11 protein-coding genes are annotated in these 13173 nt (G+C 63.7%); all 11 read right to left on the bottom strand.

Translation table 11 applies throughout. From position 1 onward, the window contains the following. Positions 1-569: 569 nt before the first annotated feature. The 11 genes from AABQ55_RS11510 to nuoG all read right to left on the bottom strand — a co-directional run bounded on the left by AABQ55_RS11510 (position 570) and on the right by nuoG (position 13131). Entirely contained in the window at positions 570-839 is a 270-nt protein-coding gene (locus tag AABQ55_RS11510) for a DUF1467 family protein (RefSeq protein WP_272805101.1), read from the bottom strand. Between the two features lie 137 nt (positions 840-976). After that, complete coding sequence (locus AABQ55_RS11505; protein WP_272805100.1) at positions 977-2644, bottom strand: ribonuclease J; 1668 nt, start codon at positions 2642-2644, stop codon at positions 977-979. Between the two features lie 15 nt (positions 2645-2659). Then, a complete protein-coding gene (locus AABQ55_RS11500; protein ID WP_272805099.1) occupies positions 2660-3427 on the bottom strand; it encodes a biotin--[acetyl-CoA-carboxylase] ligase in 768 nt (255 codons plus the stop codon). After that, the gene (nuoN, locus tag AABQ55_RS11495; RefSeq protein WP_272805098.1) at positions 3424-4866 is read right to left on the bottom strand and encodes an NADH-quinone oxidoreductase subunit NuoN; all 1443 of its coding nucleotides are present in this window, start codon (positions 4864-4866) and stop codon (positions 3424-3426) included. The genes AABQ55_RS11500 and nuoN overlap by 4 nt, the downstream gene beginning before the upstream one ends. A gap of 17 nt (positions 4867-4883) precedes the next feature. Further along, on the bottom strand, positions 4884-6395 hold the full coding sequence (locus AABQ55_RS11490) for an NADH-quinone oxidoreductase subunit M (protein ID WP_244765821.1): 1512 nt from the start codon (positions 6393-6395) through the stop codon (positions 4884-4886). Further along, positions 6395-8392 carry an NADH-quinone oxidoreductase subunit L gene (nuoL, locus tag AABQ55_RS11485; protein WP_272805097.1) on the bottom strand — a complete coding sequence of 666 codons (1998 nt, stop codon included), beginning with the start codon at positions 8390-8392 and terminating at the stop codon, positions 6395-6397. Before nuoL ends, AABQ55_RS11490 begins: the two co-directional genes overlap by 1 nt. Positions 8393-8399: 7 nt before the next feature. Beyond that, the gene (gene nuoK, locus AABQ55_RS11480; RefSeq protein WP_160860343.1) at positions 8400-8708 is read right to left on the bottom strand and encodes an NADH-quinone oxidoreductase subunit NuoK; all 309 of its coding nucleotides are present in this window, start codon (positions 8706-8708) and stop codon (positions 8400-8402) included. Positions 8709-8735: 27 nt separating this feature from the next. Next, positions 8736-9350, bottom strand: a complete 615-nt coding sequence (locus AABQ55_RS11475; RefSeq protein ID WP_244765823.1) for an NADH-quinone oxidoreductase subunit J — start codon at positions 9348-9350, stop codon at positions 8736-8738. Between the two features lie 107 nt (positions 9351-9457). Then, positions 9458-9949, bottom strand: a complete 492-nt coding sequence (gene nuoI, locus AABQ55_RS11470; RefSeq protein WP_023513863.1) for an NADH-quinone oxidoreductase subunit NuoI — start codon at positions 9947-9949, stop codon at positions 9458-9460. 36 nt (positions 9950-9985) lie between these two features. Next, positions 9986-11032: an NADH-quinone oxidoreductase subunit NuoH gene (gene nuoH / locus AABQ55_RS11465; protein WP_244765824.1), complete on the bottom strand. Its 1047-nt coding sequence runs from the start codon at positions 11030-11032 to the stop codon at positions 9986-9988. Between the two features lie 20 nt (positions 11033-11052). Continuing rightward, positions 11053-13131 (bottom strand): NADH-quinone oxidoreductase subunit NuoG, encoded by a 2079-nt coding sequence (gene nuoG, locus AABQ55_RS11460; RefSeq protein ID WP_272805096.1) that lies wholly within the window; start codon positions 13129-13131, stop codon positions 11053-11055. Positions 13132-13173 lie beyond the last annotated feature (42 nt).

Raw genomic sequence — 13173 nt, 5'->3', positions numbered from 1 at the left:
CGGATGGCCTCGCCAAATGTGGCAGAAAAATGGGGCCGCCAATAACGGAAATTGCGCAGGCTTTGTCAATGGAAAAATTTTATTCCAGTGTAACAAAAATGCAAAAAAACCGGATGACAACGCCTAACGTTTGGGCTAGTTTCAGGCCACAAAACAGGCAAGAAGTGCAAATTCCTGCCAATTTCGCGGTCAAGTCTTGGGAGGATCAGATCTTTGGCGCGCGTAGACGCTGCCACCGCACAACGGATAAAGATCACGCGATACCTGCAAAACAAGGCTTTCAGCCTTGTTTTTTTTTGCCTTTTGCAGAAACAGCCTCCGCGAGACCGATTTGCCTGCAAAGTCCATGCGGCAAAGGCGCGCACCGGCCGCTCCCGCGACACTCCGCCTCACGTAGGGTGAAGCCAATCCGGCGGAATGCGCCTTTCCCGGAGGCAACGGAACGTTCGGCCCGCCTCTTTCACGTGCATTCGCCTCGATGATCAAGGAAAGACTTTCCGGAGCGGCCCGGAACGGTTGGAATGGCTTGCTCCCGGCCTCAAGTGGCCGTTAACCTTTTGGGCAGCCGCTCATTTGAAATCGGGCATGAACTGCGGGATGGAATCTATGCCGTAGCCGAGGCGCACCGACAGGACGTACCAGATGCCGTAGATGATGGCGGAGATGAGCGTCGTCATGAGCACGACACGTCCGCCGCGGAAGCGCGCAGGCGCGCTCTCCACCGTGCCAGGCACCACGTCCTCCGCCTCGGCCTGCGTCTTCAGCCCGAAGGGAAGCACGGCGAACAGCGTCATCCACCAGACGATGAAATAGACGGCGAAATAAGAGAAGCTCTGCATGGACGGCCCTCGTGCGACAGCCGGTCTTGTACGCCTGTCGCGGATGAAGTTCAAACGGCGCGAAGGCGGCGTGCTGTCACACCCCTGCCGCCCGCCCCTCATCCCGCCGGCAGGACGAAGGGCTTTCGTGCGTCCCGTCAGACCTTCGTCAGGAACACGGTGACGACGGGCTTCTTGCCCCAGATCTCGTTGGCGGTGGAGCGCACGGCGCGGCGCACGGCCTCGCGCACCATCTCCAGGTCCTTGCGGCGCGCGCGCGGGATGCTCTCGACGGCGCCGAGCACGGCGTCATAGAGCGTATCGCCCATGTCCTCGCCCTCGTCGTCGAACTGCGGCAGGCCGAAAGGCTCGACCTCGGGATCGCCCATGAAATCATAGCGGCTGTCGAGCAGGACGCTGACGGCGACATGGCCGACGAAGGCGAGCTTGCGGCGGTCGCCGATGCCCATCTCGTCATAGTCGCCGATGAGGTTGCCATCCTTGAAGATGCGGCCGAAGGGGGCGTGGTCGACGACCTCCGGCTCGCCGGGAGCGAGCTTCAGGATATCGCCGTTGCGCACGCGCGGCACCGCGGCGATGCCGGACTGCTCGGCAAGCTCGGCATGGGCGGTGAGATGCACCGCCTCGCCATGGACGGGCACGACCATCTTCGGGCGCGTCCAGCCGTACATCTGCTGCAATTCGTGGCGGCGCGGGTGGCCGGAAACGTGCACCAGCGCCTCGCTGTCGGTGATGACGTTGATGCCCTGCTCGACCAGGCCGTTCTTGATATCGTTGATCGCCTTCTCGTTGCCCGGGATGGCGCGCGAGGAGAAGATGATCGTGTCGCCGTCGGTGAAGGCGACATTGCGCATCTCGTCGCGGGCGATCTTCGCGAGCGCGGCCCGCGGCTCGCCCTGGCTGCCGGTCAGGATGACGACGACCTTGTCGCGCGGGATATAGCCGAACTCGTCCTCGGCGATGAAGGGCTTCAGACCCTCCATCAGGCCGATGTCGCGCGCCACCTCGGTGACGCGCTTCATCGAGCTGCCGAGCAGCAGCACCTCGCGGCCGGCGGCCTCGGCGGCCTGGGCGATGGAGCGGATGCGGCCGACATTGGAGGAGAAGGTGGTGATGCCCACCCGGCCCTCGGCGGCCTCGATGATCTTCGTCAGGCTCTCCGATACCTCGCGCTCGGAGGGCGAGACGCCGTCGCGTACCGCATTGGTGCTGTCGCAGATCAGCGCCAGCACGCCCTCGTCGCCGAGCTTGCGGAAGCGGGTCTCGTCGGTCAGCGGCCCGAGCGACGGATCGAGGTCGATCTTCCAGTCGCCGGTGTGGATGACCGTGCCAAGCGGCGTCCTGATCGCCAGCGACATCGGCTCGGGAATGGAGTGGTTGACGCCGATCGCCTCGATCTCGAACGGGCCGACATTGATGCGGTCGCCCTGCTTGAAGATCGTCACCGGAATCTCGGTGCGGCTCTTCTCGTAGTCGCGTTTCGCCTCCAGCATGCCGGCGGTGAAGGGCGAGGCATAGACCGGCACGTTGAGGCCGGGCCACAGCTCGTTCAGCGCACCGTAATGGTCCTCGTGCGCATGGGTGATGATGATGCCCTTGAGGTTCTTGCGCTCCTCGGCGAGGAAGCGGATATCGGGCAGCACGAGATCGACCCCCGGCAGGTCCGGCCCCGGGAAGGTGACGCCGCAATCGACCATGATCCACTGGCGGTTCTTCTTCGGGCCGTAGCCGTAGAGCGCCAGGTTCATGCCGATTTCGCCGACGCCGCCAAGCGGCAGGAATACCAGTTCGTCTTCTTTTGCCATCGGCTTTTAAAATTCCTATCCAAAAAACACGTCGCCGGCCGCGATCAACCGCGTGCCGCCGTCATCCGTCTCCAGTTTCAGGAGACCTGTATCATCTATTCCGGAAAAGCGCCCGGAAATAGAACGGTCGGGCAGATTGACCGTGATGTTTTCCCCGATGCCGCCCGCCACCCGTTTCCAGCGCTCCATGATGGCTGAAATCCCGCGTCCGCCGTCCCAAAGCGACAGCGTTTCCGCCATCGACTGGAAGAGATAGGCGAACAATTCCTCGGGAGAAGCGGCCGCACCGAAATCACGCAGCGTCGCGACGGGATAGAGCCCGGCGTCGGGCGCCACGGCGACATTGATGCCGATGCCGATGACCAGCCCATGGCGCCCGTCGGAAAGCGTCTCGCCCTCGATCAGGATGCCGCAGACCTTGCGGCGGTCGACGAGGATGTCGTTCGGCCACTTGATCAGCACGTCGGGCGCATCGGGCGGCAGGATGCGGCTCACCGCATCCTGCACCGCGACCGCGACGGCGAGCGGCAGGGAGCCGAGCCGGTCCATCGGCGCCGGATCGATCAGGAGCAGCGAGGCGTAGAGGTTGCCCGGTTCGGAAAACCAGGCGCGCCCGCGCCGGCCGCGTCCGCCCGTCTGCCGCTCCGCCGTGATCCAGAGACCCGAAAGCGCGCCCTTTCGGGCGCGCTCCAGGCATTCCGTATTGGTCGAGCCCACGTCGGCGAGCGCCTCGTGCCGGAAGTCGTCGAGCGACAACCGGCGGTGCGTGCCGGACCTGCTCAAAAGAAGGTCCGGGCGGCGGCTTCGGCCGCTGCGCCGATCGGCCCGCCGATCAGCACGTAACCGACGACGAACAGGCCGGAGAGACCGAAGACCAGCTTCAGTTCGCCGGCCGTACGGGCGAACTCACCCGTCGGCTCGTCGAACCACATCACCTTGATGATGCGCAGGTAGTAGTAGGCGCCGACGACCGAGGCGAGCACGCCGATGATGGCGAGCGCATAGAGATGCGCCTCGATGGCGGCCATGAAGACGAAGTACTTGGCGAAGAAGCCTGCCATCGGCGGGATGCCGGCGAGCGAGAACATCAGGATCGTCAGCACGGTCGCCATGAACGGATTGGTCGAGGAGAGGCCGGCAAGGTCGTTGATGTCCTCGACATTGCCGCCTTCCTTGCGGCGCATGGCGAGGATGATCGCGAAGGTGCCGAGCGTCATGACCATGTAGATGAGCATATAGAGCGCGACGCCGCGCACGCCCGCCATCGAGCCGGCGGCAAGGCCGACCAGCGCATAGCCCATATGGCCGATCGAGGAATAGGCCATCAGGCGCTTGATGTTGCGCTGGCCGATGGCGGCGAAGGCGCCGAGCAGCATGGAGGCGATCGCGATGAAGACGACGACCTGCTGCCAGTCGGCGACGACCGGCTCGAAGGCATCGATGACGATGCGCACCAGCATGGCCATGGCGGCGACCTTCGGGGCGGCGGCGAAGAAGGCCGTCACCGGGGTCGGCGCACCCTCATAGACGTCCGGCGTCCACATGTGGAACGGCACGGCCGAGATCTTGAAGGCAAGGCCTGCAAGGATGAACACCAGGCCGAAGACGAGGCCGAGCGAGCGGCCTTCGGCCGTCAGCGCCGCGGCGATCTCCTGGAAGCCGATATGTCCGGTGAAGCCGTAGACCAGCGACATGCCGTAGAGCAGCATGCCCGAGGACAGCGCGCCGAGCACGAAATATTTGAGGCCCGCTTCCGTCGAGCGCAGGCTGTCGCGGTTGATCGCGGCGACGACGTAGAGCGCCAGCGACTGGAGTTCCAGCGCGAGGTAGAGCGACAGAAGGCTGTTGGCGGAGATCATCAGCAGCATGCCGAGCGTCGACAGCACGATGAGGACCGGGAATTCGAAGCGGTCGAGCTGCTCCGAACGGGCGTGGCCGACGGTCATCACCATGGCGGTGATCGAGCCGATCAGCGCCAGCACCTTCATGAACTTGGCGAAGGGATCGGAGACGAAGGCGCCGCCATAGGCCTGGCCCTCGCCCGTGGCGAGCACGAGCCAGAGGCCGGAGATGATGAGCAGCGCGACGGCAAGCCCCGTGACGGTCGTGCCCGAGCGTTCGCCGGAAAACACGCCGACCATCAAAAGGGCCAGGGCGCCGACGGCAAGAATGATCTCGGGGGTCGAGAGTTGAAGGCTGGCAAGGATCGTATCAGCGGTCATGTCTTCGAGTCCCGTCGTCAGTTCGCCGAAAGCGCAACGGATTGCGCCGCCTGCAGAGCCGCGGAGTAGTTATTGAGCAGCGCGTCGACCGAAGCCGCCGTCGCATCGAATACCGGCGCCGGATAGACACCGTAGAAGATCGTCAGGATCAGGAGCGGATAGAGCAGCAGCTTCTCGCGCATGTCGAGATCGAGCAGCGACTTCAGGCTTTCCTTCTCCAGCGCGCCGAAGATCACCCGGCGGTAGAGCCAGAGGGCATAGGAGGCCGAAAGGATGACGCCGGTCGTGGCGAAGAGCGCGACCCAGGTGTTGGCGCGGAAGACGCCGATCAGCGTCATGAACTCGCCGACGAAGCCCGAGGTGCCCGGAAGGCCGACATTCGCCATGGTGAAGATCATGAAGGCGACGGCGTATTTCGGCATGTTGTTGACGAGGCCGCCATAGGCCGCGATCTCGCGGGTGTGCAGCCGGTCATAGACGACGCCGACGCAGAGGAAGAGCGCGCCCGAGACGATGCCGTGCGACAGCATCTGGAAGATGGCGCCCTGCAACCCCTGAGCATTCGCCGCGAAGATGCCCATGGTCACGTAGCCCATGTGGGCGACCGACGAATAGGCGATCAGCTTCTTGATGTCGTCCTGCATCATCGCGACCAGCGAGGTGTAGATGATGGCGATGACCGACAGCGCGAAGACGAAGGGCGCGAAATAGTCGGAGGCAAGCGGGAACATGGCGAGCGAGAAGCGGATGAAACCGTAGCCGCCGAGCTTCAGGAGCACGCCCGCCAGGATGACGGAGCCTGCCGTCGGCGCCTGGACGTGCGCGTCGGGAAGCCAGGTGTGCACCGGCCACATCGGCATCTTCACCGCGAAGGAGGCGAAGAAGGCGAGCCACAGCCAAGTCTGCATGTGGGCCGGGAAGTTGTAGGCGAGTAGTTCCGTGATGTCGGTCGTGCCGGCCTGCCAGTACATCGCCATGATGGCGAGCAGCATCAGCACCGAGCCGAGCAGGGTATAGAGGAAGAACTTGTAGGATGCGTAGACGCGATCCTTGCCGCCCCACACGCCGATGATGATGAACATCGGGATGAGGCCCGCCTCGAAGAAGACGTAGAAGAGCACGATGTCGAGCGAGACGAAGACGCCGACCATGAACACTTCCAGGAGCAGGAAGGCGATCATGTATTCGCGCAGGCGCTTTTCGACCGAATGCCAGCTTGCGAGCACGCAGAACGGCATCAGGAAGGTCGACAGGATGACGAACAGCATGGAGATGCCGTCGACGCCGAGATGGTAGGAAATGCCGGTGCCGAGCCATTCGGCCTTCTCGACCATCTGGAAGCCGGGGTTCGAATTGTCGAAGCCGATCCAGATGAAGAGCGAGAGCACGAAGGTGAAGACCGTCGTCAGCAGCGCGACGTTCAGGATGTTGCGGCGGCCGTACGGGCTGTCCTCGCGGGTCAGCAGCAGAAGCGCCACGCCGACGAGCGGGAGGAAGGTGACCGCTGAAAGAATGGGCCAATCGGTCATCAGAGGGAGCTCCCGAGCATCATCCAGGTAACGAGTGCCGCAATACCCAGCAGCATCGCGAATGCGTAGTGATAGAGGTAACCGGTCTGGAGGCGGACGACGCGATCCGTGACGTCCACGACGCGGGCGGCGATGCCGTTCGGGCCGAGGCCGTCGATGACGGCGCCGTCACCCTTCTTCCAGAGGAACTTGCCGAGCCACTTGGCCGGGCGGACGAAGATGAAGTCGTACAGTTCGTCGAAATACCACTTGTTGAGCAGGAACAGGTAGAGGCCGCGGTGCTGCTCGGCGAGGTATTTCGGCGTTTCCGGCGAGCGGATGTACATGTACCAGGCGGTGACGAAGCCGATGGCCATGGCGGCGAACGGGCTCCACTTCACCCACTTCGGCACATTGTGGAACTCGTGCACGAGATGGTTGTCGGGAAGCGTGAAGAGCGCGCCCTGCCAGAACTCGTCATAGTGATGGCCGTAGAAGTACTCCACGAAGATCACGCCCGCGACCACCGCGCCGGCGGCCAGCAGATAGAGCGGGACCAGCATGACGGCCGGCGATTCGTGCACATGGTGCATGACGTCGGCGGAGGCACGCGGCTTGCCGAAGAAGGTCATGAACGCCAGGCGCCAGGAGTAGAAGCTGGTGAACAGCGCGGCGATGACCAGGAGCACGAAGGCGAAGCCGGCAACCGGGCTGTGCGAGGCGAAGGCCGATTCGATGATCGCGTCCTTCGAGAAGAACCCGGCAAAGCCGATGACGGTGCCCGGGATGCCGACGCCGGTCAGCGCCAGCGTGCCGATCGTCATCATCCAGAAGGTGACCGGGATGTGCTTGCGAAGACCGCCCATGTAGCGCATGTCCTGCTCGCCATCGACGGCATGGATCACGGAGCCCGCGCCGAGGAACAAGAGCGCCTTGAAGAAGGCGTGCGTGAAGAGGTGGAAGATCGCCGCGCCGTAGGCGCCGATACCGAGCGCGACGAACATGTAGCCGAGCTGCGAGCAGGTCGAATAGGCGATGACGCGCTTGATGTCGTTCTGCACGAGACCGACGGTCGCCGCGAAGAAGGCGGTGATGGCGCCGACCAGCGTCACAACCACGAGGGCGTCATGCGACAGTTCGAAGAGCGGCGACATGCGGGCGACGAGGAAGACGCCGGCGGTGACCATGGTCGCGGCATGGATGAGCGCCGAAACCGGGGTCGGGCCTTCCATGGCGTCCGGCAGCCAGGTGTGCAGCAGGAACTGCGCCGACTTGCCCATCGCGCCCATGAAGAGCAGCAGGCAGGTGGCGGTCAGCGCATGCGACTTGTCGAGGCTCATGCCGAACAGCGTGATGACGGGATCGGCGGCATCCGCGGCGCCTTCGGCCGGCAGGTAGGTCGCGGCCGTCGCGAAGATCGTCTCCAGATTGATCGAGCCGAAGAGCACGAACACGCTGGAGATGCCGAGGATGAAGCCGAAGTCGCCGACGCGGTTGACGATGAAGGCCTTCATGGCGGCAGCGCAGGCCGACGGCTTCTTGTACCAGAAGCCGATGAGCAGGTAGGACGCAAGGCCCACGCCTTCCCAGCCGAAGAACATCTGCAGGAGGTTGTCGGACGTCACCAGCATGAGCATGGCGAAGGTGAAGAGCGACAGATACGCGAAGAAGCGCGGCCGGTGCGGATCGTGGTGCATGTAGCCGATCGAGTAGACGTGCACCAGCGTCGAGACGGAGTTCACGACGACGAGCATGACGGCCGTCAGCGTATCGACGCGGAACGCCCATTTGACATCGAAGCCGCCGGACTGGATCCAGCGCAGCACGCTGACCTTGATCATCTCCGTCTCGCCCATGGCGACGTCGAAGAAGACGATCCACGACAGCACCGCGGCGATGATCATGAAGCCGGACGTGACGTATTCGGACGCCTTGGCGCCGATGGCATTGCCGCCGATGCCGGCGATCAGGAAGCCGATCAGCGGAAGGAAGACGATTACCTTGATGATGGTATCCATGACCCGATCAGCCCTTCATCATATTGACGTCTTCGACGGCGATCGAACCGCGGTTGCGGTAGAAGACGACGAGAATTGCAAGACCGATGGCCGCTTCCGCAGCCGCGACGGTCAGAATGAACAGCGCGAAGACCTGGCCGACGATGTCGTTCAGGAACGCCGAGAAGGCGACCATGTTGATGTTGACCGCAAGCAGGATCAATTCGATCGACATCAGGATGACGATGACGTTCTTCCGGTTGAGGAAGATGCCGAAGACGCCGAGGGTGAAGAGTATGGCGCTGACGGTGAGATAGTGGGAAATACCGATTTCCATGATGCTTTTCCTTGGGTCCGCGCTGCCTCAGATGCCCTGACCGGGCTTCACCTTGACCACCTCGACGGCGGTCTCCGGCGTGCGGGCGACCTGCGTCGGGATATCCTGGCGCTTGATATGCGGCTTGTGACGCAGCGTCAGCACGATCGCGCCGATCATGGCGACGAGCAGCACGAGGCCGGCGATCTGGAAGAAATAGACGTAGTGCGTATAGAGCACGTCGCCGAGGGCGGCCGTGTTGGTACGCTCGGCGACCGGCGGGATCGGCATCGAGGCATTGGCGGCGATCTCCGGCGAGAGCGTCGAGCCGCCGACGACGACCACGAGCTCGATCGCAAGGATGAGGCCGATCAGTGCGCCCACCGGAGCATATTCCAGCGCGCCTGCCCTGAGTTCGGCGAAATCGATGTCGAGCATCATCACGACGAAGAGGAAGAGAACCGCAACGGCGCCAACATAGACGACCAGCAGGATCATCGCCAGGAACTCGGCGCCCGTCAGGAGGAAGAGGCCCGCCGAATTGAAGAAGGTGAGGATCAGGAACAGCACGGAATAGACCGGGTTCCTCGACGCGATCACCATGAAGGCGGACGCCACCGCCACGAAGGCGAACAGATAGAAGAATAGAGCCTGCAGACCCATTTTGGTGCCTTTTCGTCTTCCCCGGAGGAGGTCCCCCCTCCCCCGTCGAAGCCTGACGACCTTATGCCGTCAGGCACATGCATTTCGTTTTACCCTTGCGCCGGCTATCAGCGGTAGGGCGAGTCCATCGCGATGTTGCGGGCGATTTCCCGCTCCCAGCGATCGCCGTTCTCGAGCAGCTTCTGCTTGTCGTAATAAAGTTCTTCGCGCGTTTCCGTCGAGAACTCGAAGTTGGGCCCCTCAACGATGGCGTCGACCGGGCAGGCCTCCTGGCAGAAGCCGCAATAGATGCACTTCACCATGTCGATGTCGTAACGCACCGTGCGGCGCGTGCCGTCGTTGCGGCGGGGGCCGGCCTCGATGGTGATGGCCTGAGCCGGACAGATGGCTTCGCACAGCTTGCAGGCGATGCAGCGTTCCTCGCCGTTCGGGTAGCGGCGCAGCGCATGCTCGCCGCGGAAGCGCGGGGAGACCGGGCCCTTTTCGAAGGGATAGTTCACCGTCGCCTTGGGGCGGAAGAAGTAGCGCATCGACAGGAAGAACGCCCCGACGAATTCCTTGAGGAACAGCGAATTTACGGCTTGCGAAAGACTAGCCATTTCAAGCTCCAATGCTGCTGAGGGTCAGGGCGGTCCTCATGCGGACCAGCCCGTGAGCTTCAGCACGAATGCAACGATGACGACCATGGCGAGCGAGATCGGCAGGAAGACCTTCCAGCCGAGACGCATGAGCTGGTCGTAGCGGTAGCGCGGCACGAAGGCCTTCACCATCGCGAACATGAAGAAGACGAAGGACGCCTTCAGGACGAACCAGATGATGCCCGGGACCCAGTTGAGGAACCAGACATCGACCGGGGGCAGCCAGCCGCCGAGGAAGAGGATCGTGGTCAGCGCGCACATCAGGCAGATGGCGGCATATTCGCCGAGCATGAACATCATGTACGGGGTGGAGCCGTATTCGACCATGAAGCCGGCGACGAGTTCGGATTCGGCTTCCGGCAGGTCGAAGGGCGGGCGGTTCGTCTCGGCGAGCGCCGAGATGAAGAACACCACGAACATCGGGAACAGCGCCAGCCAGTGCCAATCCAGGAAAGAACCCGGCAGGCCGATCATCGTGCCGAGGCCGTCGCGCTGCGAATTGACGATATCCGTCAGGTTCAGCGAGCCGACGCAGAGCAGCACCGTGACGATGACGAAGCCGATGGAGACTTCATAGGAGACCATCTGCGCGGCGGAGCGCAGCGCGCCGAGGAACGGATACTTCGAGTTCGAAGCCCAGCCGCCCATGATGATGCCGTAGACTTCGAGCGAGGAGATCGCGAAGATGTAGAGGATGCCGACATTGATGTTGGCGATCACCCAGCCGTCGTTGAGCGGCACGACCGCCCAGGTGGCGAGCGCCAGCGTCACGGAGACGAGCGGGGCGAGCAGGAAGATCGCCTTGTTGGCCGTCGCCGGGATCACCGGCTCCTTGAAGACGAACTTCAGAAGGTCGGCGAAGGACTGGAACAGGCCGAAGGGGCCGACGACGTTCGGGCCGCGGCGCAGCTGCACGGCCGCCCAGATCTTGCGGTCGGCCAGAAGCACGTAGGCGATAAAGACCAGGAGCGCGACCAGGAGCAGCAGCGACTGGGCCACCATGATCAGGCCGGGCCAAACATAGGTCGAAACGAAAGCGTCCATAATGCTTTATCCCTTCGCGCTCATTCCGCCGCGGCTTTGAAATTGTTGCGGGCCAGCGCCGAGCATTCGGCCATGACCGCGGAGGCGCGCGCTATCGGGTTCGTCAAATAGAAGTCTTTGATCGGAGACGCAAACCCGGAATTCGCCATCGTCCCGCCTTTTTTCGCAAGTGCGGAAAGATCGGCGATATCGCCGGCCGCAATCTCGTCGATCGCGGCGAAATGCGGGTGTGCGGCGTGGAGTTTCGCTCTCAGCTGCACCAGCGAATCGAAGGGCAGCTTCTTGCCGAGCACGTCGGACAGCGCACGCAGGATCGCCCAGTCCTCACGGGCGTCGCCCGGCGCGAAGCCGGCGCGGTTGCCCAGCTGGACGCGGCCTTCGGTGTTGACCCAGGTGCCCGACTTCTCGGTATAGGTCGCGCCCGGCAGGATGACGTCGGCGACATGCGCCGCATTGTCGCCGTGCGAGCCGATATAGACCGTGAAGGCGGTCTTGTTGGAAAAGTCCATTTCATCCGCGCCAAGCAGGAAGAGCACGTCCGTGCCGGTCAGCATCTCGGCCGCGGTCTTGCCGCCCTCGCCCGGCACGAAGCCAAGGTCGAGGCCGCCGACGCGCGCGGCCGCGGTGTGGAGGACCGCAAGGCCGTTCCAGTCCGCCGTCACCGCGCCGACGCTTTCCGCCAGGTTCGCGACGGCCGAGAGAACGGCGAGACCATCGGCGCGCGACAGCGCGCCCTGGCCGACGATGATCATCGGGCGTTCGGCCTTCTTCAGCTTTTCGGCAAAGGAGAGCGAGCCGTCGATGAGGGCCGAAAGCGTGTCCGTGCCGGCGCCGAGATAGTCGTAGTCGTAGCGCAGCTCGCCCTCGACGCCGATCACGCCGATCGGGAAGTTGTCCATGCGCCAGCGCTTGCGGATGCGGGCGTTGAGCACGGCGGCTTCGAGGCGCGGATTGGCGCCGACGATGAGCAGCGCGTCGGCCTGCTCGATGCCCTCGATGGTCGGGTTGAACAGGTAGCTGGCACGGCCGAGCGACGGATCGAGCACCGAACCGTCCTGGCGGCAGTCGATATTCTTCGAGCCGAGCGAGGCCATCAGCTCGCGCAGTGCATACATTTCCTCGACGGAGGCGAGGTCGCCGGCGATCGCACCGATGCGGTCGCCCGGCTTGCCGGCGACGGCGGCCTTGATGGCGCCGAAGGCCTCGGCCCAGCTGGCGGGCTGCAGACGGCCGTCCTTGCGGACATAGGGGCGGTCGAGACGCTGGGTCTTCAGGCCGTCCCAGATGAAGCGGGTCTTGTCGGAGATCCACTCCTCGTTGATCTCCTCGTTGACGCGCGGCAGGATGCGCATCACCTCGCGGCCGCGGGTATCGACGCGGATCGCCGAGCCGACGGCGTCCATGACGTCGATCGATTCGGTCTTGTTCAGCTCCCACGGGCGGGCAGTGAAGGCGAAGGGCTTGGAGGTCAGCGCGCCGACCGGGCAGAGGTCGACCACGTTGCCCTGCAGCTCGGAGGTCATCGCCTGTTCGAGATAGGTGGTGATCTCGGCATCCTCGCCGCGGCCAATCAGGCCGAGCTCGGTGATGCCGGCCACTTCCGTCGTGAAGCGGACACAGCGCGTGCAGTGGATGCAGCGGTTCATGATCGTCTTGACGAGCGGGCCGATATACTTGTCCTCGACCGCGCGCTTGTTCTCCGCGTAGCGCGAACTGTCGATGCCGAAGGCCATCGCCTGGTCCTGCAGGTCGCATTCGCCGCCCTGGTCGCAGATCGGGCAATCGAGCGGGTGGTTGATGAGCAGGAACTCCATCACGCCTTCGCGTGCCTTCTTGACCATCGGCGTGGTCGTGAAGACTTCCGGCGGTTCGCCGTTCGGGCCGGGGCGCAGGTCCCTGACGCCCATGGCGCAGGAGGCCGCCGGCTTCGGCGGGCCGCCCTTCACCTCGACGAGGCACATGCGGCAGTTGCCGGCAACCGACAGCCGCTCGTGGAAACAGAAGCGCGGAACCTCGGCGCCGGCCTCCTCGCACGCCTGAAGCAGCGTGAAGTGATCCGGGACTTCGATTTCTTTTCCGTCGACTTTCAGCTTTGCCATATCTCAATCCCGCTTTTGACGCGGGAAAGCCCCGCGTCTCGC

This window comes from Shinella sp. WSD5-1, assembly GCF_963942435.1.
Taxonomy (GTDB): Bacteria; Pseudomonadota; Alphaproteobacteria; order Rhizobiales; family Rhizobiaceae; genus Shinella; species Shinella yambaruensis.
Note: the sequence above shows the minus strand (reverse complement) of the source record. Positions and strands in the feature narration are given on the sequence as shown.

What these genes read in the sequence shown, in the direction of transcription:
- AABQ55_RS11490 (WP_244765821.1), bottom strand. Translation starts at nt 6,395, where the DNA reads ATGACCGATTGGCCCATTCTTTCAGCGGTCACCTTCCTCCCGCTCGTC.
- nuoK (WP_160860343.1), bottom strand. Translation starts at nt 8,708, where the DNA reads ATGGAAATCGGTATTTCCCACTATCTCACCGTCAGCGCCATACTCTTC.
- nuoI (WP_023513863.1), bottom strand. Translation starts at nt 9,949, where the DNA reads ATGGCTAGTCTTTCGCAAGCCGTAAATTCGCTGTTCCTCAAGGAATTC.
- nuoN (WP_272805098.1), bottom strand. Translation starts at nt 4,866, where the DNA reads ATGACCGCTGATACGATCCTTGCCAGCCTTCAACTCTCGACCCCCGAG.
- nuoG (WP_272805096.1), bottom strand. Translation starts at nt 13,131, where the DNA reads ATGGCAAAGCTGAAAGTCGACGGAAAAGAAATCGAAGTCCCGGATCAC.
- AABQ55_RS11510 (WP_272805101.1), bottom strand. Translation starts at nt 839, where the DNA reads ATGCAGAGCTTCTCTTATTTCGCCGTCTATTTCATCGTCTGGTGGATG.
- nuoL (WP_272805097.1), bottom strand. Translation starts at nt 8,392, where the DNA reads ATGGATACCATCATCAAGGTAATCGTCTTCCTTCCGCTGATCGGCTTC.
- AABQ55_RS11505 (WP_272805100.1), bottom strand. Translation starts at nt 2,644, where the DNA reads ATGGCAAAAGAAGACGAACTGGTATTCCTGCCGCTTGGCGGCGTCGGC.
- nuoH (WP_244765824.1), bottom strand. Translation starts at nt 11,032, where the DNA reads ATGGACGCTTTCGTTTCGACCTATGTTTGGCCCGGCCTGATCATGGTG.
- AABQ55_RS11475 (WP_244765823.1), bottom strand. Translation starts at nt 9,350, where the DNA reads ATGGGTCTGCAGGCTCTATTCTTCTATCTGTTCGCCTTCGTGGCGGTG.